At 44.0% G+C, this 21,349-nt stretch carries 17 protein-coding genes; 10 read left to right on the top strand and 7 right to left on the bottom strand.

Annotation, left to right across the window (positions count from 1 at the left end; all coding sequences use genetic code 11):
- Positions 1-164 precede the first annotated feature (164 nt).
- Both gpmI and ACSUPM_RS04500 read left to right on the top strand, forming a co-directional pair.
- Positions 165-1,820 carry a 2,3-bisphosphoglycerate-independent phosphoglycerate mutase gene (gene gpmI, locus ACSUPM_RS04495; RefSeq protein WP_025652824.1) on the top strand — a complete coding sequence of 552 codons (1,656 nt, stop codon included), beginning with the start codon at positions 165-167 and terminating at the stop codon, positions 1,818-1,820.
- A 259-nt stretch (positions 1,821-2,079) separates the two neighbouring features.
- The gene (locus ACSUPM_RS04500; RefSeq protein WP_025652825.1) at positions 2,080-3,576 is read left to right on the top strand and encodes a S41 family peptidase; all 1,497 of its coding nucleotides are present in this window, start codon (positions 2,080-2,082) and stop codon (positions 3,574-3,576) included.
- Positions 3,577-3,763: 187 nt separating this feature from the next.
- Here the strand turns inward: ACSUPM_RS04500 and ACSUPM_RS04505 are convergent, their stop codons facing one another.
- The 3 genes from ACSUPM_RS04505 to ACSUPM_RS04515 are packed head-to-tail and all read right to left on the bottom strand — an operon-like array spanning position 3,764 to position 7,951.
- Positions 3,764-5,476, bottom strand: a complete 1,713-nt coding sequence (locus ACSUPM_RS04505; protein ID WP_025652826.1) for a sigma-54-dependent transcriptional regulator — start codon at positions 5,474-5,476, stop codon at positions 3,764-3,766.
- A 3-nt stretch (positions 5,477-5,479) separates the two neighbouring features.
- Complete coding sequence (locus ACSUPM_RS04510) at positions 5,480-7,282, bottom strand: sensor histidine kinase (RefSeq protein WP_025652827.1); 1,803 nt, start codon at positions 7,280-7,282, stop codon at positions 5,480-5,482.
- 33 nt (positions 7,283-7,315) lie between these two features.
- Positions 7,316-7,951: a response regulator gene (locus ACSUPM_RS04515; protein WP_025652828.1), complete on the bottom strand. Its 636-nt coding sequence runs from the start codon at positions 7,949-7,951 to the stop codon at positions 7,316-7,318.
- Between the two features lie 400 nt (positions 7,952-8,351).
- On the opposite strand from ACSUPM_RS04515, the gene ACSUPM_RS04520 reads away from it, so the two are divergent.
- Together ACSUPM_RS04520 and ACSUPM_RS04525 are read left to right on the top strand one after the other, a co-directional pair.
- Entirely contained in the window at positions 8,352-9,446 is a 1,095-nt protein-coding gene (locus ACSUPM_RS04520) for a serine hydrolase (protein ID WP_025652829.1), read from the top strand.
- Between the two features lie 91 nt (positions 9,447-9,537).
- Positions 9,538-10,206, top strand: a complete 669-nt coding sequence (locus tag ACSUPM_RS04525; protein WP_025652830.1) for a thiamine phosphate synthase — start codon at positions 9,538-9,540, stop codon at positions 10,204-10,206.
- Between the two features lie 274 nt (positions 10,207-10,480).
- On the opposite strand, the gene ACSUPM_RS04530 is transcribed toward ACSUPM_RS04525, so the two are convergent.
- On the bottom strand, positions 10,481-10,810 hold the full coding sequence (locus ACSUPM_RS04530) for a TraR/DksA family transcriptional regulator (protein WP_025652831.1): 330 nt from the start codon (positions 10,808-10,810) through the stop codon (positions 10,481-10,483).
- Between the two features lie 497 nt (positions 10,811-11,307).
- On the opposite strand from ACSUPM_RS04530, the gene ACSUPM_RS04535 reads away from it, so the two are divergent.
- The 5 genes from ACSUPM_RS04535 to ruvB all read left to right on the top strand — a co-directional run bounded on the left by ACSUPM_RS04535 (position 11,308) and on the right by ruvB (position 16,489).
- Positions 11,308-12,510 (top strand): phosphoglycerate kinase, encoded by a 1,203-nt coding sequence (locus ACSUPM_RS04535; protein WP_025652832.1) that lies wholly within the window; start codon positions 11,308-11,310, stop codon positions 12,508-12,510.
- A gap of 293 nt (positions 12,511-12,803) precedes the next feature.
- Positions 12,804-13,190 (top strand): hypothetical protein, encoded by a 387-nt coding sequence (locus ACSUPM_RS04540; RefSeq protein ID WP_025652833.1) that lies wholly within the window; start codon positions 12,804-12,806, stop codon positions 13,188-13,190.
- A gap of 370 nt (positions 13,191-13,560) precedes the next feature.
- Positions 13,561-14,595, top strand: coding sequence for a class II fructose-bisphosphate aldolase (fba, locus tag ACSUPM_RS04545; RefSeq protein WP_025652834.1), 1,035 nt, complete (start codon positions 13,561-13,563; stop codon positions 14,593-14,595).
- Between the two features lie 103 nt (positions 14,596-14,698).
- Entirely contained in the window at positions 14,699-15,319 is a 621-nt protein-coding gene (gene ruvA, locus ACSUPM_RS04550; protein ID WP_025652835.1) for a Holliday junction branch migration protein RuvA, read from the top strand.
- A gap of 189 nt (positions 15,320-15,508) precedes the next feature.
- On the top strand, positions 15,509-16,489 hold the full coding sequence (gene ruvB / locus ACSUPM_RS04555; RefSeq protein WP_025652836.1) for a Holliday junction branch migration DNA helicase RuvB: 981 nt from the start codon (positions 15,509-15,511) through the stop codon (positions 16,487-16,489).
- An 87-nt stretch (positions 16,490-16,576) separates the two neighbouring features.
- On the opposite strand, the gene ACSUPM_RS04560 is transcribed toward ruvB, so the two are convergent.
- On the bottom strand, positions 16,577-18,235 hold the full coding sequence (locus tag ACSUPM_RS04560) for an ABC1 kinase family protein (protein WP_025652838.1): 1,659 nt from the start codon (positions 18,233-18,235) through the stop codon (positions 16,577-16,579).
- Positions 18,236-18,392: 157 nt separating this feature from the next.
- On the opposite strand from ACSUPM_RS04560, the gene ACSUPM_RS04565 reads away from it, so the two are divergent.
- Positions 18,393-19,316, top strand: coding sequence for a WG repeat-containing protein (locus ACSUPM_RS04565; protein WP_025652839.1), 924 nt, complete (start codon positions 18,393-18,395; stop codon positions 19,314-19,316).
- A gap of 26 nt (positions 19,317-19,342) precedes the next feature.
- On the opposite strand, the gene ACSUPM_RS04570 is transcribed toward ACSUPM_RS04565, so the two are convergent.
- Both ACSUPM_RS04570 and ubiE read right to left on the bottom strand, forming a co-directional pair.
- Positions 19,343-20,038 carry a ubiquinone biosynthesis accessory factor UbiJ gene (locus ACSUPM_RS04570; protein WP_025652840.1) on the bottom strand — a complete coding sequence of 232 codons (696 nt, stop codon included), beginning with the start codon at positions 20,036-20,038 and terminating at the stop codon, positions 19,343-19,345.
- A 141-nt stretch (positions 20,039-20,179) separates the two neighbouring features.
- Complete coding sequence (ubiE, locus tag ACSUPM_RS04575) at positions 20,180-21,331, bottom strand: bifunctional demethylmenaquinone methyltransferase/2-methoxy-6-polyprenyl-1,4-benzoquinol methylase UbiE (RefSeq protein WP_201567548.1); 1,152 nt, start codon at positions 21,329-21,331, stop codon at positions 20,180-20,182.
- Positions 21,332-21,349 lie beyond the last annotated feature (18 nt).

The raw sequence follows: 21,349 nt of genomic DNA on the forward strand, positions 1-21,349 counted from the left end.
CGGTATTTTATACAATAACTAATAGAAGAAAAGGCTTGAAAGCGTTGAAACAGCAGGATAAACGCGCAGTTTTTCAGCAATTTCAAGATGTATGCTAATATAGACAACTTTCGACATCCTAATATAGCAGTATAGGCGTTCATTCACTTGAGGAGCGGTAATCTATGACCAGTACCCAGCAACAATCTGAATCTATTGACGACAATCAGGCGCAGCTTGATAGCAAGCAAGAAAGCGCACAGCATAAAAAAACACCGCATGTCTTAATGATATTGGACGGCTTTGGTCATCGTGAAGAAGACAAGGATAACGCCATTGCTGCGGCTAATATGCCGAATCTAGATAAGATCTATCAGAAATATCCGCATGGATTGATTTCGGCGTCAGGTGAAGATGTTGGTTTGCCAGATGGTCAGTTTGGTAACTCTGAAGTGGGACATATGAACCTAGGTGCTGGTCGTGTGCTATATCAAGACTCAACGCGTATCTCAAGTGAGCTTGCCAATCGCGAGTTCTATAAAAACGAAGCCTTGGTCGATGCCGTAAAAGCGGCGAACGAGCTTGGCGGCAATGTGCATATCATGGGCTTACTGTCTGATGGTGGCGTGCATTCGCATCAAGACCATATCGAAGGAATGTGTCATTCGGCGTTGGTACACGGTGCCAAAAACGTGTTTGTCCATTGTTTTTTAGATGGTCGTGATACGCCGCCTAAGTCTGCTGATAAGTATATCAATCGTCTGCGTGAGTATTTGAACAAGCTCAATGCCCATTATGAAGGTCGCGTACAGATTGCCAGTATCATCGGTCGCTACTATGCGATGGATCGTGACAATCGCTGGGATCGAGTACAGAAGGCCTATGAGCTTATTACGGAAGGTAAAGCTGATCGTCTATCTACCCGTGCTGATGGTGCTGTCCAAGCTGCCTACAAAGCCCGCGAAACTGATGAGTTTATCAATCCGACTACCGTGATCGAGAGCGGCGACACGCCTTATACTGTCGATGATAATGATGCACTTATCTTTATGAATTTCCGTGCTGACCGCGCCCGTGAGCTAGCGCAAGCGTTTGTGCTGCCAGATCATGAGTTTTCAGGTTTTGCCCGTCATAAGCAACCAAAGTTGGCGGCGTTTGTCATGTTGACCAAGTACTCAGACATTTTAGCTGATAGCCCGAAGACCAGTATTGCTTATTACCCAACCTCTCTGACCAATACGCTGGGTGAATATTTGCAAGAGCAAGGTAAAACGCAACTGCGCATAGCCGAAACTGAAAAATACGCGCACGTGACGTTTTTCTTTAGTGGTGGTCGCGAAGCAGAGTATAAAGGCGAGACACGTATTCTTGTGCCGTCGCCAGATGTCGCCACTTATGACTTGCAGCCAGAAATGAGCGCTCCTGAAGTGACCGATAAGTTGGTAGCAGCAATTGAGTCGGGCAAATATGATGTATTGATTGTCAATTATGCCAATGGTGATATGGTAGGGCATACCGGTATCTTTGAAGCAGCCGTGCAAGCGGTAGAGGCGTTAGATGTCTGTGTTGGCCGTATTGAGTCAGCAGTACGAGCAGCTGGCGGCGATATGCTCATTACCGCTGACCATGGCAATGTTGAGCAAATGCAAGACTACGAAAGTGGGCAGGTGCATACCCAACATACCACCGAGCATGTGCCTCTGATTTATATTGGTGAGCAAAAAGTACAAGTACGTAGTGGCGGTAAGCTTAGCGATATCGCACCGACCATCTTGTCATTGATGAATATCACTGCGCCAGAAGAAATGACGGGTGAAAACCTATTGATTCCAGTATCGTGATTCAGTCCTTCTGAGCTTTTCGTCTGTTAACTACTATGATGTTATCAGGGCAGATGAAGCGGTTAGTGCATGAAGAAAAAGGATAAAGAGCAAGGAAGGAAAGGGGAAGGGTATCTACGATCCTTCCCTTTTTTAGGATAGATTTTTAATCTATTTGCTCTAATCTTCGCTGCCTTCTTAATGCTACATTACAAGATATTATTCATCAATTGCCATATAATAACGTTGCATATTTTCTTTTTATTTAGGTGAGTTTTTTATGCATTCTATCTGCCTTAAGCGCTCATCAGCGTCTGAACGACTAAAAAAATCATCAATGATGACCGCATTGATAACGTCGACCGTCTTGAAACCCGTACTCATAGCCAGTTTCATAGGGTTGAATATCGCTGGCATGCAAGCACAGGCTGCTATAGATGACGAGAGCAGCCCGACGGCCAGTCTGCAGCTTATCAGTCTCAATGCTGATGAGTTATCGGTAGAAAATGATGCAGATGATTTGTCTGATATTGCCGATATGTTAGATGCTGCTGACGCGTCTGATGATGCAATAGATAGCGTTGCAGATGAAAGCGCTTTGACTGATGAAGCAGACGATATCAACACGGATATCCCCGCTGAAGTGGAACAAGTGTCACTGAATGCCATCTCTCCTGAGACTTTAAAGACGTTTGTGGCGGTCGTAGATTTGGTACGCCGTGAATATGTGGATACCGTCAATGACGAAGAGTTATTTAACAATGCGATGAGTGGTATGTTGACCAAACTAGACAGCCACGCTGAATTTTTGGATGCTGAGGCCTACGAAAACCTGCGCGCTTTTACCGAAGGGGATGTCGGCGACGTCGGCATCAAAGTGATGTATCGACCAAAGGCTGGCTATTGGGTGGTCACCGAGGTGCTTAATGACTCACCCGCAGATAAAAAAGGCATAGCAGTCGGTGATTACTTGCATCAGGTTGATGAGTTTAAGCTGGATGACGACAGACAAAGCAATGATGTCGAGCAGCTTTTGACCGGCATTGCAGGCACACAAGTGGATATTGTCACGTCTAAAGCGGGTCGCCGTAAGCATACTACGACGTTACAGCGTAACAATAATCATCCGCAAGTGATTGAGACACGTTTTGTAGACGGTCTGGCGGTGATTAAACTGCCTGCTTTTCAGAACAACAGTCGTGAAAAGTTGCTGCAAGGTCTCATTAGCCTAGAGTCTCCGGTCTCTGGCATTTTATTAGACATGCGTGATAATCCGGGTGGTGTTCTAACCTCTGCGGTGAGTGTGGCCAGCTTATTTATGGTGGACACCGATGTGGTACAAGTGAGAGGTCGCCAAGATGATTCTCGGGTTTTATCGACACAAGGCGCTGCGATACTCAAGCCATTGCCCGTAGTGGTGTTACAAAACCGCTATTCTGCCTCCGCTGCAGAAGTATTAGCAAGCAGCTTACAAGCACAAAAACGCGCCACTATTGTTGGTGAGGTGAGCTATGGCAAAGGTTCGGTACAGTCGGTGATACCTTTGAATGACGAGCAGGCTGTTAAGCTAACCGTGGCCAATTATGTGACGGCGGCAGGCAATAAGATAGACGGTATCGGGGTCGAGCCTGATGTCGCTTTATTAGGCAATGAGAATACTTGGGAGCAGCAGGCTCTGGATTTACTCAGGGCACAAGCACTGGCGTCGGGTATTCGCTTTGTGAGAAATTCAGCTGTAGAGGATAATACGCTCGAAGATCGGACAAATAAAAAATAAGTAGCTAACGATAGCTCTAAATATAATTGATACCACTCAAAAAAATTACAGCAGCAAAGGGAAAGGGTGCAAGTACTATGCATTGCATGCTAAGCGATTTTGACACGGCCAATCGTATTTTTGACGTTTGATATTACTTGTTGACCATCATATCGTTACGCTCAAAGCTGCTTATTATCTGCAAAAGTTAATCGGACTGATCTTCATCAATATCGAGCTTTTTCATACGATAGCGTAAAGAGCGAAACGTCGTTCCTAACAGTTCTGCGGCTTGCGTCTTGTTCCAGCCTGTCTGCTTAAGAGCAGTAATAATCAGATTTTTCTCTTGTTCTTGCAGGTAATGCTCTAGCCCTTTGGCAGGTAACTGACCTTCAAAACCGTCTTTAACTTCCTTTAAGCCATTTTGCAAACTGTCTTGTTCATCAAGCGCCGCGTGATTGCTCGTTAATTGCTGCTCTGTAGAATTGGCGACACTACGATTAGGTTCTGCGTTATTAGCCCTCGAACGCTGAATGGTTGAGGGATAATGCTGAGTAATGGTGCGATAAGGATGTAGATTGGTCTTTGTTTGCTCAGCACTATGCGCTGTTGAGGCTTGGCTGACTTCTTCTTTACTGCTGACAGATGTCATTGTTGGCTGGTCAGCTGATTTATGGTTAGATGTTGGCGTTGTATTATCAACTGCATTGGTATTTTGACTTTGCTGAGTATGAATCTCTTGATGAGTATCAAGTTCCGCTAGACCCAAATGGCTGACGTCAATGGTGCAGGTTTCTGCCAATGTCACAGCGCGCTCAAGTAAATTGCGTAGCTCACGGACATTACCAGCGAAATCATGGTGCTGCAAGCGCTCGCAAGCGGCCGCTGTCAATGAGGGCGGGGTGTCTAATTGCCATTCTTCTGCGATCATTGCCAAAAAATGCTTGGCTAAGACGGGAATATCATCACGGCGCGCATTAAGCGTGGGCAGCTTTAGTTCAATCACATTGATACGGTAGTACAAGTCTTGCCGAAACAGTCCATCTTGTACCAGTTGGTTCAAGTCTTTATGGGTCGCAGATAAGATACGGATATCGACGGGTACTTCTTTGGTATCACCGATGGCGCGCACGGTTTTTTCTTGGATGGCGCGTAGTAGTTTGACTTGCATTGCTAAGGGCAAATCTGCCACTTCATCTAAAAATAACGTGCCACCATTTGCTTGTTGGAACAGGCCTTGCTTATCAGCAACGGCTCCGGTAAAGCTGCCTTTTTTATGACCAAAAAACTCTGACTCCATGAGCTCTGAAGGAATCGCACCGCAGTTTACGGGTACAAAACTGCCATCTCGACGTGGGCTTAAATCATGGATCAGTTTGGCAACCACTTCTTTGCCTGTGCCCGAAGCTCCCGATAAAAATACTGGCGCTTGTGAGCGTGCCAATTTTAAAATAGTGTTTTTGAGTGGGTGCATGACAGCAGAGTCACCGATCAAACGGCTATCCAACATTTGCTGCTCGGGTGAGCATTCAGGTGTGGTTTCTGCTTCGTTATTTTGGTGAATGACCTTGAGCGCATTTTCGACCAACTGGCGTAAGCGTGGCAGCTCAAGCGGTTTATTGACGAAATCAAAAGCCCCTAACTTCAACGCTTCTATAGCCAAATCCATACTACCATGGGCAGTAATCACGGCTATTGGTGTACTAGAGTTATTGCTGATGTCCTTGACCAACTCTAGTCCTGAGCCATCCGGTAATTTGAGATCGGTCAAACAAAAGTCATAGTTGTTTTGCTGCCAGTAGGCGCGTGCCTGCGATAAGGTATAAGCCACATCGCTTTTGATCCCCATCTTGGTTAAGGTGATTTGCATCAAGCGGCACAAATCCACTTCATCATCAACGACTAGCGCGGTTACTGTCATACTTCATCTCATTTTATTATCGGCATCATTATCGACATCGATAGCAGGGGCAATCAAGCGAAAGCAGGTTTTTTGGAGTTCAGGAATATAGAGTAAACGAGCCTGATTGGCTTCACAGAACGCCTGCGATAAATACAATCCCAAACCTGTTCCGGCTTTGTCAGTAGTGAAAAACGGATTGAATAAATGCTGTAAATCACTGGCATTAACGCCCATACCACCATCTAAAATATCGATTATAACATCGTTATCGGCACAATAAATTTCGATTTCCACAAAAGCATGAGGGTGAGCGTAGCTACTGTGACGTAGACCGTTGTTGATTAAATTAATTAATACTTGTTCTAACTGGTGCGTATCGAATGAGATAGTGGATTGACTATGGACACGCAAAAACACGTCATGATCTCGAAAATAATTGTCCAAAAACACCGGCAACCACTCAGCCAGTAGAATCGATTGCTGATTAGCGGTCTGTTGGCGCGACAGTTTTAAGATGTCTTCAATAATACGGTTGACGCGTTTGGTTTGCGCAAAGATCATTTTATAAAGCTCGTGATTGCCTGTTATATCGCTGTCGGTAGCAGCTGTCGGCGCTACTAAGGGCTCAAGAGTAGAGCTGATAGTATTGTTATTATGATCGGCGGCCTTCTTCTCACCTTCTTCGACATCTTCCATCAGTAGCTGACTGGCCTGTGAAATAGCGGCGAGCGGGTTTCTGATTTCATGAGCGATACTGGCAGTCAGTTGCCCAAGCGAGGCAAGCTTTAACTGTTGAGCGCTGGCTTGCTCACGGCGCAAGTCTTCTAGCAGGATAAGCTTGCTGTTATCTTTTAGCGGGATAATCTGTACGCGTAGCTTGCCGACGACAGAGGCATTTGCGACGGCAGGCAATTCATAAACAAAGCTACGTGATTGCCCTTCAGCGACCGATAAACAAGCATCAAGAAGTTGCAGATGCTGTTCTCTGAGCTGCTGCTGAAAGTCAGCAAGAAGGGCGGCTTCGAGGTTGTTTTGCTCATAACTTAAATGACTAGGCGTATCAATCAGAGACGCCAGCGGAGGATTGGGGATACTGAGTAGCTGATGGGCGGCTAGGTTTGCCAATACAATCTGCTGTCTATCAATCACTATGACCCCATTGACCATTTGGGTGATGACTTCTTGATTGATTACATTCAGTCGTTCGACCTCTTTGGCATGATGCGCGGCGACTTGTTCGACTTGTACCAAGCGCTGGGAAATAGACCAGCTCAAAATTCCTACTGCCAAAAAGCTTGCTGACATCAGCAAGGCATCGCCCAAATTTTCCAAGCTCATGCTATTGGCAATGGCATAAAAAAACTGCTGGTAAATAACAAAAATAATGGCGAGTAAGGTAATGATGAGCGCTTGCGAGCCATGCAGTAGCATGAAGCTGGCGGCAACAACGACCATATAAAGCATGGTGAGCTGTAAATCAGGAGCGCCATTGGTATACAGCAAAAGGCTCAAAATAATGACGTCTAATACCAGTCCAAAACCCAGCTGACGCCGTAAATGCTTGGTGACTACATAAAATAAGCCAAGCAAAATCAGACTAATAATGACATAAAAACTCAGCGCCGTTTGCTGCAATAGACTTGGCAGTAATAAGCCATTATCAGCTTTGACCGTCACATACACCATCAGCATAAAAAACAGGCTAACGATAAATCGATAACTGCTATAGATCAGTCCCAATCGACGTAACTGCGGTAGCGGCAGCGTTTCATCTTGCTGAAGATAATGGGTAATGACAGAAACGGCTCTGAGCGCAAATTTCATAAATTGGCCGTAATAAAAAGAGTATTAAGGGGTCTACGGTTGAATGAGACCATGACGAATAGCGAGATGGGTCAACTTCACATCACTATCAACGCCGACTTTTTCATAAATGCGATAGCGATAGGTATTGATGGTTTTGACACTCACAAACAACTGGTCGGCAATTTGCTGAGGACTTTGGCAATTAACCACCATCATCGCCACTTGTTTTTCGCGGTCACTCAACAAGTCAAAAGGTGAGTTGGCATTATCTGATAATAGAACGTCAGCCAACTGTTCGGCGACATCTTGGCTAAAATAACGCCCGCCTTGATATATTTTTTTGACCGCGCGTATCATCTCATCAAGCGGTGTGCCTTTAGTGATGTAACCATTGACGCCCGCTTTAATCAACATAGATGGATATGGTTGCGCCGACATACTACTAACGGCCAAAATCTTGATGCCCAAATCCAGCTGAATTAAGCGCTTAGTTGCTTCAAGCCCGCCGATATTGGGCATATTAACGTCGAGCAAAATTACATCGGGGTGCAGCTGTTTGGCCAGTTTAATCGCCATATCACCGCTGTCAGCTTCACCAACGACCTCGATATCAGCACTGTCTGCTAGCATACGGCTAATACCCATCCGCACTAAATCATGATCATCTACTACTAATACTCGTATCATAGTTGTACTCTTTGCTGTCTATCAAAATGAAGGTTGCATGGTGAACGTTAAACCATCTGAAGCAATCTGTATATCTGTAAGAACAATCGAGATTTTTATTATTTTATAATAGGATTGGCAGAGCAATTATTTCTATCCTCTACTATCATCATATATTGCTCTAGTGTTAATTAATATTGCTAGAATCTAATTTAAATGTAGCAAAATTTCAAGCAGGTTAAAAAATACTCATCTAATTGATTTAGTAGATTAAACTTAAATGCAAACCATGATACACTAAAAATACAAAAACTCTATGTGAGTACCTACAAACATAACCACAAACGCTACGTACGTTGTTGCTATTAGTTAGTCTGTAACTGATTATCTATTGAATAGCAGCGCGACAGCAGGGGGAAGAATGAAGCTCTTACCATTAACCAAACAGCAGCTAGTTGTTGCTATGATTTCATTGAGTCTGGGCAGTATTGCGCAAGCTGCACTTACGATTAATGGTAGCGCTGATACTGGCTCTAGTGCTCGTATGAGTTGGGGCGGTGCTGATAGCTTGTCTGAAGCACGTAATATCATGTATAAGTCTAATGATTCGACCATTAAAAAAGTCGATAATGGCTATGGCACGACCAATATTACGAACAGTAAGACCAGTAGTTTCGGTAGCAGCAACAACAGCTATAATAACGCCAATAGCTATAACACCACTTATCGCGGTAGCTTTGGCAGCAGCAGTATGATTCCGATTAGCACTGACTCGCGCAGTGTGGCGGTGATCGATGCCGAAACTGGTGAATCTATTTACGAAAAAAATGCCGACGTCGCCCGCCCTATGGCGAGTATCACCAAGCTAATGACGGCGATGGTGGTGTTAGATGCTGGTCTTGATATGCGTGAAGAGATTACCCTAGATCCTGAAGATTTCGTCGGTCCAAAACGCGCCAGCTCAAACCTTAAATCTGGCGATCGTTTGAATCGTGCTGAAATGCTATTAATGGCATTGATGAAATCAGAAAACCCTGCTGCCAAAAGTCTCTCGCGTAACTATCCAGGCGGCTATGATGCCTTTATACGAGCGATGAACCGTAAAGCGCAAGAGCTTGGCATGACGACGGCTTATTTTGGTGATCCAACGGGTCTCGATAAACGTAATGTGGCTTCGTCAAATGACTTGGTAAAAATGGTACGTGCTGCTGGTAACTATGATGTAATCCGTCGCTTCTCTACGACTAAGAGTTATGACTTTTACGTGGCCAATTACTCAAATGGTAACCGTACTTATAAAGCCAACAATACCAGCTCTCTAGTCCGTTCAGGCGATTATCCAATTGGTATCTCAAAAACCGGCTTTATTAATGAGGCAGGTCGTTGTGTGGTAATGGAAACCCGTGTGAATAACCGTCCTGCTATTATTGTCATTTTGGGCGCAAACAGCTCAGCGACGCGTTGGGGTGATGCCAAAAATATCCTAAACAGTTTGGCGACTCGCCGTACAGTGTAAGCGGATTGGTTTAGTGGGTATAAAGAGGCTGTTATGTAATGTAACGGCCTTTTTATTGTGTTGAATTTAGGACGTGTCCTAGGAAAATTATATGACTCAAGCATCGATTATCACACCAGCACCAAAGCTATACTTATTGACCAATGATGATGAGTTTGCGCTGCTGTATCGCAAATTAAAAGCAGCATTAGCGACAGGGTTTATCGGGCTGTTACAAATTCGTCGTAAGCAAGTCCTGTCATTGCCTGATGGTGACGCACATTTATACGAAGAGGCTAGACAGATAGCTGAGTTGGCTAAAGCATACAATGTGCCAGTCGTCATCAATGATGATATCAAGCTGGCTGCCAAGCTTGGCGTTGGGGTTCACTTAGGGCAAGAAGATGGTGAAATTAAAGATGCCAAGCAAGATCTATTAGCAGATCAAATTATTGGTCGCACCTGTCATGGCAATGTAGAGCTGGTAAAAGGAGCGCACGCTGCTGGCGCCAGTTATGCTGCAATGGGTGCAGTATTTGCCTCTACGACCAAACCTAAGGCAGACGTTATTTCGCGTCAGCAGCTGGTCGATGGATGTCAGCAGGGTATTGCACTATGCGTCATAGGCGGCTTGACTGCAGAAAATATCGTTGAGCTGGCAGGTTTGCCGATTGCTTATGTGGCAGTAGTAGGGGATATTATGGATTTGCCAGAGCATAAAATAGCTGAGCGTTGTCAACAGTGGCAGCAGGCGCTCAACGTCTGGAGTGCGCCTGCTTAGTAACAGGTGGTGGGTATAATTACCGAGTGAGTGCTTAAAGGTTTCTTAAATAGTTTCATTGTTCATTAGCTTTTAAGCTAGGGCGTGTCCTCATTTTAAAAATGGTGATAAAAATGAGGTAAATTGCAGTCAAACAAGGAAAATAGTGCAGATAATATCGAGATATTACCTAGCTATTTGACGATGTTTGGCAAGATTTAACCATTTTTAGCCCATTTAGATTGCTATCGGTTGAATTGAGGACACGCCCTAGGAATATCGCTAAAAAAAGACGTTATTTGGCATGATCCATACATAAAGTAGCGTAGGGCAGTGCTTCCAAGCGTTGCTCTTCAATCAGTTTGCCACATACCTCACACTCACCATAAGTGCCATTTTCGATACGGCTCAAGGCATTTTCGACATAGACTAAATTTTGGCGCGCTTCATCTCTCAGACTTTGGCGCATATCGTTCTGACGATAGGAGATGGCTTGATCTTCCCAATGCTCGTTAAGGTCATCTTGTGGGTTTTGGATATGATCTTCTATTTTATCAATCCTTGTTTCATATTCTTTTTTAAGCTTTAACAAGTTTTGCTTGGCATTATTGACATCAATAGTCATTTTATTCTCCTGAGGTTATTGTTATTGTTATTGTCGAGCGCAATTATTATAAAATTGTTATAAATAGGCACTTTATTATAAAGCGTCTTTCTATCATAAACAGCCTGACTATTAAGTACCACCACGAAATGTTACTGACTTTTAAAGTACTTAAAACGAACTTCAGGTAGCAAGCGCGCGATATGGCTGCCGCAGTATCCAGTTAAGGTAAGCACTATCGCAATCTTTAGGTTTTCACAGTTTTTATGTCGCTACAGTCGCCAAAATTTATGGCAGTTCCTTGTGAGCAATCGTTAGAAAACTGGTAGAATACACCGCTTTTGAAGATTGTCAGACCTATTTTATAAACTAACATGAGCAAAGCCAGCCGATAGAAGAGATACGATTATAAGAAATGGCTGGTCATACCCCTTTTCGAAAAATCATTGAATGAAAAACCATTGAATAAAGCCATAAAACGATTGATTAACAGACAGACTGATGCATAGGAGCAGGTAATGAATTTTTTGCGTATGAGTGAGCTTGATTTAAAAGAGAAGGTTGTATTGATTCGAGAGGATCTCAATGTGCCTATTAAAGACGGCAAGGTTACGAGTGCAGCTCGCTTGCAAGCAAGTTTACCTACGATTAAAATGGCGTTAGAAAAAGGCGCGGCGGTGATTGTCTGCTCACATCTCGGTCGGCCAACCGAAGGAAGTTTTGAATCGATCTACTCTCTAGCACCTGTTGCTGACTATTTAAGCGACAAATTGGCCGCGCCCGTTAGTTTAAACACCGACTATCTGACTCAGGGTGTTTCAATCAAAGCAGGTGAAGTGGTACTACTAGAAAACGTGCGCTTTAATAAAGGCGAGAAGAAAAACGATGCCGATTTGGCGCACACTTATGCAGATTTGTGCGATGTGTTTGTGATGGATGCTTTTGGTACTGCTCACCGTGCACAAGCGTCAACGGAGGGTGTGACCCAAGCGATGCATCAAGCCGACAAGACAGTCTGTGCAGGACCATTATTGGCCGCTGAGCTTGATGCCTTGAGCTTAGCGCTTGAAACGCCAGCGCAACCGATGCTAGCCATTGTTGGTGGCTCAAAAGTATCTACCAAGCTAGAAGTACTACACAGCTTGGCAGAAGTGTGCGCCCAAATTATCGTTGGTGGCGGTATTGCCAATACTTTCTTAGCAGCACAAGGTCATAGTGTTGGTGCGTCTTTATATGAAGCAGATTTGCTCGATACCGCTCGTGACATTATGACTAAAACTGAGATTTTATTGCCTGAGTATGTTGTTGTCGCTGATAAAAATGAGATCGATTTTGCTGACTTTACTGGCTCATTACAACAAGCCACTGCTACCATCAAGTCAGTTGATGCGATTGGCGACAATGATATGATATTAGATATCGCTCCAGAAAGCGCCAAGCAATTGGCTGAGGCTATTACTAATGCAAAGACCATTTTGTGGAATGGTCCAGTGGGGGTTTTTGAGGTGGATGCTTTCGGTCATGGGACGCAAATAGTGGCAGATGCAGTCAAAAATAGTCAAGGTTTTTCAATCGCTGGCGGTGGTGATACTTTAGCTGCTATCGATAAATATCAAGTAGCCGATGGCGTGAGCTATATGTCAACGGGTGGTGGTGCCTTCTTAGAGTTCGTAGAAGGCAAGGTATTACCTGCCGTTGCTGCATTACAAATTAGAGCATAACTGCTTAACGATACTTCAGCAATTGAGTAACATTAGATGTACAACCTATGATGAGCATCTAAGTTACTCTATAAAAAGTTAGGCTATAAAAATAATAGGGTGACTGTGGTATTTGTCTTATCATTCTTGTTTAACTTGCTAGTATGAAAGCACTAAGTACGAACAGGCACGGATTATTATTAAGTAGTAATTATTTGTTTCTATACTGAAAATTATTATTGCATGTCTAATTTGCACTCTATAAAATAGCGCAAATCATGTATTTGACATGCTTTATTTACGAGAGGTTTATTATGTTAAAACGCCATTTATTACTTGCTAGCGTACTTGCTGGTACTTTTGCAATCACTGCATGTAGCCAAGAAACGCAAGACAAAACTGAAGCTGCTGCTGAGTCAGCGGGTGATGACGCTGCTGCTAACACTGACGCTGCCGCTGCCGAAACAGAAGCCGCTGCTGCTGAAGCTGAAGCTGCTGCACAAAATGCTGGTGCTGAAGTCGCCGAAGGCGCTGATAATGCTGGTGCCGCTGCTACTGATGCACTAGCAAATACTGGTGAAGCGGTTGTGGTAGGCGCAAATGAAGCCGTATCCGCTACTGCTGGCGCGGTTGCTGATGGTGCAGCTGCTGTTGAAGATAAAGCCAGTGAAAATGCCGTAGAAGCAGAACAACAGTACTAATTAGTAGTTTTGATTTTAAGCATTGGTTATAAATACCAGTTGCTATATAAGCCCTCAAAATATTTAGAAAGCTTTGGTAATCGCCAAGGCTTTTTGCGTTGTATCGATTAATAAATTTAAACATCCAATACCGTGAATAATTCGTGAACCCAAACCTGTCATCTCAATAAATAGTCGTGCAACCGCTACGAAGCACGATCAAAATTTGCTATAATCGGCGCGTGCTAATTGCTAATCAAAATCCTGCATTTTTTCCCACCCGTTCTATAGTGCTGCTTGTCGATTTAACGACCTTGCAGCGAGGATAGAACACTTGTAATCACCACATAGTTACAAGTATTTATTTTAAAATCTAATCAGAGAGCGTTTTATGGCCTTAATATCGTTACGTCAACTTCTAGATCATGCCGCTGAACACAACTATGGTGTTCCTGCTTTTAACGTCAACAACTTAGAGCAGATGCGTGCAATTATGATGGCGGCCGACGCCTGTGACTCACCTGTCATCGTCCAAGCCAGTGCTGGAGCACGTAGTTATGCAGGGTCGGCGTTTTTACGTCATTTGATTATCGCAGCTATCGAAGAGTGGCCACATATCCCAGTAGTGATGCATCAGGATCATGGTATGTCACCTGCTATTTGCCAGCGCTCAATTCAGCTTGGCTTCTCATCAGTGATGATGGACGGCTCGCTCGGTGAAGATGGCAAAACGCCAATGGACTATGATTATAATGCCAGCGTGACTCGCGAAGTCGTCAAGATGGCACACGCATGTGGCGTGTCGGTAGAAGGCGAAATTGGTTGCTTAGGTAGCCTTGAGACCGGTATGGCAGGCGAAGAAGACGGCTCTGGAGCAGAAGGTATATTAGATCACGAGCAGCTATTGACTAGTGCTGATGAAGCTGAGCAGTTCGTTAAAGACACCAACGTTGATGCGCTAGCCATTGCCATTGGTACCAGTCACGGTGCGTATAAATTCACGCGTCCACCGACGGGCGATATCTTATCCATTGAGCGCGTAAAAGAGATTCATGCCCGTATCCCTAACACCCATTTGGTCATGCATGGTTCGTCGTCAGTGCCGCAAGAGTGGCTTAAAGTCATCAATGAAAATGGCGGTGATATTGGTGAGACTTATGGTGTACCGGTTGAGCAAATCGTTGAAGCGATTAAGCATGGTGTCCGTAAAGTCAATATCGATACCGATTTACGTTTGGCATCAACAGGTGCAATCCGTAAATTCTTAGTAGAAAACCCAAGCGAATTTGATCCCCGTAAATACTTTAAAGCGTCTATGGTTGCGATGTCAGATATCTGTACCAATCGTTTTGAAGCTTTTGGTTCTGCTGGTCAAGCACATAAGATTCGCCCTATTAGTCTTGAAGGTATGGTCGATTTTTATTAGTAGATTTGACGTTAAAAAGTACTTATCGAATAAATGATTATTGAGATATTTCGTTCTGCAGCTGGCTGAATTTTATGATAATTCTTATAAGAGGTAGTGGGTTATGATTGGATTGATTAGCGGACAAGTGCAGTATTTGATGGCACCGACTGCCTGTGTCATGACCACCTCTGGTGTCGGCTATGATATTGAGCTACCGCTACCGTCATTTTGCCAGTTGCGTCTCAACGAGCAGGCGAGCATTTGGACGCATTTTCATGTGCGTGAAGATGCGCAGCTGCTTTATGGTTTTATCGATCGTAAAGAGCGCGATGTCTTTCGTCAATTGATTAAAATAAATGGCGTTGGCGCAAAAATGGCATTAGCCATGCTATCGGCAATGTCAGCTGCTGAGCTAAAAATGCACGTCGAGCAAGAGTCAGAGACGGCATTAACCCGTATCCCGGGTATTGGTAAAAAGACAGCACAGCGCCTATTGATTGAGCTAAAAGATAAGCTGAAAAATATTGAAGTCGATAGCGGTCATTTAGAGTTTGCTATGCAACCTGCTGAGGTGTCTCACGAGGGCAACATCATCGCTGAGGTTGAAGGCGCTTTGATCAGTCTTGGCTATAAAGAAAGAGAAGCTCAGCAAGCGATTAAAGCTGCTAAAAGTAATGGCGATACCTTTGCCGATACCCAAGGTTTGCTAAAAGCCACGTTGCAACAGTTGTCAGGCTTTTAATTCATTTAGCTCACTACTATTATTAACTATAAATAACTCTTAAATAGATAAGCGACATTCATTGTCGCTTATTTTTGTTTTAGGCTGTGCTTTATTTAGTGGCTGCTTTAAGATGTTTTGCATGACTTATGCGTAGCGTTTGGTTATGCTATTTATACCTAATTTTTTAATATAATGATAAAACATATGATGCAAGATCGTTTGATTAATCCATTCGAGGGGGCAGGTGATGCGCCTGACTCCAATATTCGACCGGCATTATTGGCTGAATACATTGGTCAGCCGGTGGTGCGTGAGCAGATGGAAGTTTTTATTGGTGCGGCACGTGGTCGTGGTGAGCCATTGGATCATACACTGATTTTTGGTCCACCAGGTTTGGGTAAAACCACGCTTGCCAATATTATTGCTCGTGAGATGGGTGGTAATCTGCGTTCTACCTCAGGGCCAGTGCTTGAGCGTCCAGGTGATTTGGCAGCGATGCTGACCAATTTAGAAGAAGGTGATGTCCTATTTATCGATGAAATCCATCGTTTGAGTTCGGTCATTGAAGAGATACTGTATCCAGCGATGGAAGATTTTCAGCTAGATATTATGATTGGCGAAGGGCCGGCGGCGCGTTCTATCAAGCTTGATTTGCCGCCCTTTACTCTAGTTGCGGCAACCACCCGAGCAGGTCTGCTGACGTCGCCATTGCGTGATCGTTTTGGGATTGTGCAGCGCTTAGAGTTTTACAATATAGCTGACTTGACGACGATTGTGAGTCGTGCCGCCCGCTTGATGCGTGTACCGATGAGTGAAGACGGGGCGGTAGAGATCGCGCGCCGTGCACGTGGGACGCCAAGGATTGCCAATCGTTTACTGCGCCGTGTGCGTGATTATGCTGAAGTGAGAGGCGACGGTAGTATCAATGGTGCGATTGCGGGTAGTGCACTCGATATGCTGGCCGTTGATAGACGTGGTCTTGACCATCTGGACAGACGTTATATTGAGATATTACACGAGCGTTTTGATGGTGGTCCAGCTGGCGTTGAAGCAGTCGCAGCGGCTATGGCTGAGGATCGCGGTACGCTCGAGGATGTGATTGAGCCATACCTCATTCAGCAAGGTTATGTATTACGTACGGCGCGTGGTCGGGTATTAACGCAGATGGCGATTGATCAAATGCTTTAATAATGAAAACAAAATGCGCCTACTTTTAATTTAAATCATTAAAAGTAGGCGCATTTTTTATGAAGGATATAAAGCTCAAAAATATGCTTAAGCTAGAACCCGCCAAATAACGACAATCATAGCCAATAAATAAAAGATAGGCGCAAACCAACCGACTTGTGTAGCGATGGCAATAAACACGGCAAAACCTGACAGCGCTAGCCAATCACGGCGACGATCATTAAGCATGTCAGCGCGTATCTGCTGTATTTCTCGCAGCTGACTGTCTTGGCGCGACCCTTGTGAGGCAAGGCTTTGTAGACCTTGATCTAGTAGCTTAGGAATATCAGTCGTTGATAATAAAATCTCTGGCAACTGCTGGCGTAAGTGTTGCAAGTTACGCATCGGATCGAGCTGCTCTTTAATCCAGCTACTTAAAATGGGCTTGGCGAGCGACCAGATATCAAGGTCAGGATATAAATCACGACCAAGTCCTTCGACATGCACCAAGGTTTTAAGTAGCAGCATTAATTGCGGCGGAATACTCATATGGTGGCGACGGGCGATATCTAAAATCTGCATTAACACACCAGCAAAGTCGATATCATTAATAGATTTTTGCAGCATCGGGCCGACAGTACGTTTCATATCGCGCATTAAAGCATGCTTATCGGTATTGGGCGGTATCCAACCAGCACGGCTGACGATATCAACCATCGCCGTAAAGTTGTTATTCATTACCGCCAACAGCATACGCGCGACGATAAGCTGATCGTCTTTTGATAGCGTACCCATTATGGCGCAATCAAGACCAATATAGCGTGGCTCATGACCCAAATCCACCGCTGCCATATCTGCAGTGAGTGTTTTGACTGGCGGCGTTTCTACAAAGACATTACCCGGATGCATATCGGCATGAAAAAAGTTATCGCGAAATACTTGGGTAAAAAATATCGTTAAGCCTTTCTTTGCCAATGCTGCTCGGTCATAACCAAGCTTATCAAACACCTCAACTTGCGAGATAGGGACGCCTTGAATACGCTCCATCACCATCACATTTTTGGCAGCATCATAAACTTCAGGCACATACATTAATGCTGAACCCAAGAAGTTATTGCGCATTTGGGTGGTATTATCTGCCTCTAACGTCAAGTCTAGCTCGTTAAGCATGACTTGACGATAATCCTCAACAATATCGATGATATGTACGGCACGCGCCGCTTCAATACGAGCGGATGCCCAGCTTGCCAATTCACGTAGTAGCTCAAAGTCAGAAATAATCGTGGTGCGGATATCGGGACGAACCACCTTTATGACGACTTCACGACCATCATGCAGGGCGGCAGTGTGTACTTGGGCGATAGAAGCAGCCGCTAGCGGTTTGACATCAAAGCGTGCGAACAATGTGCCAATAGACTGCCCAAGACCATGCTTAGGGTCTTGGATTTGGGTAATGGCCACATCAGAGTTAAATGGTTTAACCTTGTCTTGTAGCTGAACCAGTTGAGCGATGATCTCAGGCAGCACCAAATCACGACGTGTTGACAGTAGTTGGCCTAATTTTAAAAACAGCGTACCCATGTCCTCAAGCGCATATTTAATCGCGTTTGGCTGATGCTTTTTACCCCAAGCGGCTGGATGCAAGCGAATTAAACGTGCTAAAGGTTGCAGCTGTGGCGCCTCTTCAATAGAAAAGTGCGTATCAATGCGATATATTGCGGCGATACGCCAAAGCTCAAGTAAACGGGCGCGATGGGATAATAGCATGGGCAAAATTACTCTAAGTAAATTTAAAAGATATGATCAAACTAGATAAATTTTAGAGGTAATACTATCATGGTAAAGATATTTTAAGAATGGCTGAGCCTTATATTATTCATTTAGGGCAGATTGGGTCTGTCAAAAATTTCTATAAGGATTTAAAGTGAAAATAAATAAACTATGGTTGCCACTCTTGACAGTGATTTTCATTAATCACGCTGCTTTTGCGTTTGAGTGTGATTCACCTGAAAAAGAGATTTTTGAGACTACAGATTGTCTATATTCCGGGCGTGCCATAGTTATGGATGATAAAACGCAAAAAGTTGGATTTGTAGATGAAAAGGGAGAGGTAGCGATCCCGCTTATTTACGATGATGGACATAGATTTTCAGAAGGCCTAGCCTCTGTCTATTTGAAAGGAAGAGTTGGTGTAATCAATACTTTAGGAGAAGTCGTTGTCCCATTTAAGTATGATCGTATTACTCTTTTTTCAGAAGGGTTTGCATCCATTTATTTTAAAGGGAAAGCCGGTATAATCAATAATTTGGGAGAGATTGTTGTTCCCTTTGAGTATGATTATATCGCTCCTTTTTCAGAAAGATTAGCTGGGGCGAAAAAGGGTAAGAAAATGGGGTATATTGATTCAATGAATAATATAGTAATCCCTTTTACTTATGACCAAACAGATAAGTTCTCAGAAGGCTTTGGGTCAGTCAAGCTGAATGATAAGTGGGGCTTTATTGATAGAGTAGGCAAAGTAGTAATCCCCATAAAATTTGAAGGACTAGGTGATTTTCAAGAAGGTTATGTCGCTTTATTAACCAACAACAAGTTTGGGTTTGTTGATACAAAAGGAGACGTTGTAATCTCTCCGAAATATCAATATGCTTTCAGATTTTCAGAGAGCTTAGCGAGAGCAAGTATAGATGATAAATGGGGTTATATTAATAAGTTGGACGACATAATAATACCTTTTAAGTATGATTATGCCACCGACTTCAAAAATGGATTAGCTACGGTTACTGTAAATGAACAAAAATTTATAATTGATAAAATGGGCAAGATTATAGAAAAAGACAATAAATAGTAAATTCGTTATAAAATAATAAAAGACTACTCGTTGCCCTTAAGCTTTTCCTGCTCTATTCTAATGGCAGCAAGTTTGGCCTCTTCACGTTCGACATCAGCCCGCAGCTTTAAAAGCTGCTGTTTAAGGTCGTTGACTTCTGCCGCTTCAACTGGATCAGGCACACTATTGCCCGCCACATCATTGGCCCAATCGCTGACATCATTAAAAGCACGTTTGGCACTATGACGCCAGCTGCCTTTGAGTTGGGATATGAGTAGATGCAACTGACTGGCCATTGGCTTACCGATAAATGGCTCAAGCTGTCCTGCCACATCTGGGTCAAAGCCTGCGACCAACTGCTTTAGCTGCATCAGCACTTTATAGTCACCAGCGATTGGCAAGTTGCCCTCAGTGCCGCGCATCAGATTGAGCAATTGCGCTGGATTGTCTACGGTAATGGTACAGTCTGGACGACTATGACCGATCCGGGCGCGCTCCATACTGGCTTGTTGGCGCTCGTTCATACGGCCGCTCGGCTCAAACACGCTGTCCGTCGTCACCGGCTCAAAACGCAAACGCTCATGGGTGAATAGAATATCCAAACGAATTTCAGGCATTGCTATATTCAGTCGCAATACTTTGCCAGCAAGCGGTGCCAATCCTGATTTGGTAATCTCATCACTCGCAATGGCAAGGTTAATCAGCTTTTCGGCACCTGCCAAAAGTAGAACAGTCAGCATAAGGCTCTCGCATGTTTGGTTGAGCGCCATAAGCCTGGCGCATATTTCAATATTGGCTGTTATGACTAGGATTAAACGCCTGCCTAATGACAGACGTTTTTACATTATGAAGAAGCTTGTTTGTATAAGCAGCTTTTAAAACTATGCTTTAAAGCCGCGATGGACCGCAACGATACCAGCCGTCAAGTTATGATAATCACAATTCTCAAAGCCTGCTTGCTGCATCATTTGCTTTAGCGTCTGCTGATCAGGGTGCATACGAATAGATTCAGCCAAGTATTGATAGCTCTCAGCATCATTGGCAATCAGCTTGCCCATAATCGGCAAAGCCGTAAATGAGTATAAATCATAGGCTTTTGATAATGGCTCAAACACAGGTTTTGAGAATTCCAAAATCAATAAACGACCGCCTGGCTTTAGCACGCGGTACATAGATTTTAGAGCAGCATCTTTGTCCGTGACATTACGCAGACCAAAGCTGATAGTTAGCAGATCAAAGCTATTATCGTCAAATGGCGCTAATGTTTCAGCGTTTGCTAAGACAAAATCGACGTTATTGCAGCCAGCATTAATCAAGCGCTCACGACCAACTTCTAACATCGCAGCATTGATATCAGATAACACGACTTTACCGTTGCGACCGACTTCACGACTAAATACTTTGGCCAAATCACCCGTACCACCAGCGATATCGAGTACATGCTGACCCGCACGTACGCCTGACAAGCTAATCGCATAACGTTTCCATAAGCGATGAATACCAAATGACATTAAGTCATTCATAATGTCGTATTTTTTGGCGACTGAGGTAAAGACATCAGCAACGCGCGCTTGCTTTTCTGCTTTATTGACCGTTTTATAACCAAAATGCGTTTGCTCATTACCATCAGTATCAGGCGTATGCGGATTATTGATGTCATCACGCTGGTTAAAAAGTGTTTGTTTGGCAGTTTGTGCTTGCGCTGAAGTGTTGCTTGCGCTGTCATTCAACGTATTATTAGCGTTGGTGGTATGGTTTGGCATAGTCGTTTGTTGACCTTGTGGGGTTCCGGTTGGTAAGTTTTGCACTTGCGTAAAGTCATTACTTTTACTTTTTTTGACGCTAGCATCAATACTCGTATCAGTCGTTGCATTAGGCACAGGACTTTGACGTGCTTTTACTTGAGCGGTGATGTTTTGACTGTGAGTGATGCTGTCTCTGACCAATTTATCTTGCAGCTGACCATTAATCGTGGTGTTGAGCGCTGGCTTTTGGTCAGAGGGAGTAGTGTTATCATTGGTATTATCGGTCATAGCATTATCCTGTTATTC

The sequence above is a fragment of the Psychrobacter okhotskensis genome, assembly GCF_965638355.1.
Classification (GTDB): domain Bacteria; phylum Pseudomonadota; class Gammaproteobacteria; order Pseudomonadales; family Moraxellaceae; genus Psychrobacter; species Psychrobacter okhotskensis.

Coding starts and splice junctions, on each gene's coding strand:
- gpmI (WP_025652824.1), top strand. CDS start 165: ATGACCAGTACCCAGCAACAATCTGAATCTATTGACGACAATCAGGCG.
- ACSUPM_RS04500 (WP_025652825.1), top strand. CDS start 2,080: ATGCATTCTATCTGCCTTAAGCGCTCATCAGCGTCTGAACGACTAAAA.
- ACSUPM_RS04505 (WP_025652826.1), bottom strand. CDS start 5,476: ATGACAGTAACCGCGCTAGTCGTTGATGATGAAGTGGATTTGTGCCGC.
- ACSUPM_RS04510 (WP_025652827.1), bottom strand. CDS start 7,282: ATGAAATTTGCGCTCAGAGCCGTTTCTGTCATTACCCATTATCTTCAG.
- ACSUPM_RS04515 (WP_025652828.1), bottom strand. CDS start 7,951: ATGATACGAGTATTAGTAGTAGATGATCATGATTTAGTGCGGATGGGT.
- ACSUPM_RS04520 (WP_025652829.1), top strand. CDS start 8,352: ATGAAGCTCTTACCATTAACCAAACAGCAGCTAGTTGTTGCTATGATT.
- ACSUPM_RS04525 (WP_025652830.1), top strand. CDS start 9,538: ATGACTCAAGCATCGATTATCACACCAGCACCAAAGCTATACTTATTG.
- ACSUPM_RS04530 (WP_025652831.1), bottom strand. CDS start 10,810: ATGACTATTGATGTCAATAATGCCAAGCAAAACTTGTTAAAGCTTAAA.
- ACSUPM_RS04535 (WP_025652832.1), top strand. CDS start 11,308: ATGAATTTTTTGCGTATGAGTGAGCTTGATTTAAAAGAGAAGGTTGTA.
- ACSUPM_RS04540 (WP_025652833.1), top strand. CDS start 12,804: ATGTTAAAACGCCATTTATTACTTGCTAGCGTACTTGCTGGTACTTTT.
- fba (WP_025652834.1), top strand. CDS start 13,561: ATGGCCTTAATATCGTTACGTCAACTTCTAGATCATGCCGCTGAACAC.
- ruvA (WP_025652835.1), top strand. CDS start 14,699: ATGATTGGATTGATTAGCGGACAAGTGCAGTATTTGATGGCACCGACT.
- ruvB (WP_025652836.1), top strand. CDS start 15,509: ATGCAAGATCGTTTGATTAATCCATTCGAGGGGGCAGGTGATGCGCCT.
- ACSUPM_RS04560 (WP_025652838.1), bottom strand. CDS start 18,235: ATGCTATTATCCCATCGCGCCCGTTTACTTGAGCTTTGGCGTATCGCC.
- ACSUPM_RS04570 (WP_025652840.1), bottom strand. CDS start 20,038: ATGCTGACTGTTCTACTTTTGGCAGGTGCCGAAAAGCTGATTAACCTT.
- ubiE (WP_201567548.1), bottom strand. CDS start 21,331: ATGACCGATAATACCAATGATAACACTACTCCCTCTGACCAAAAGCCA.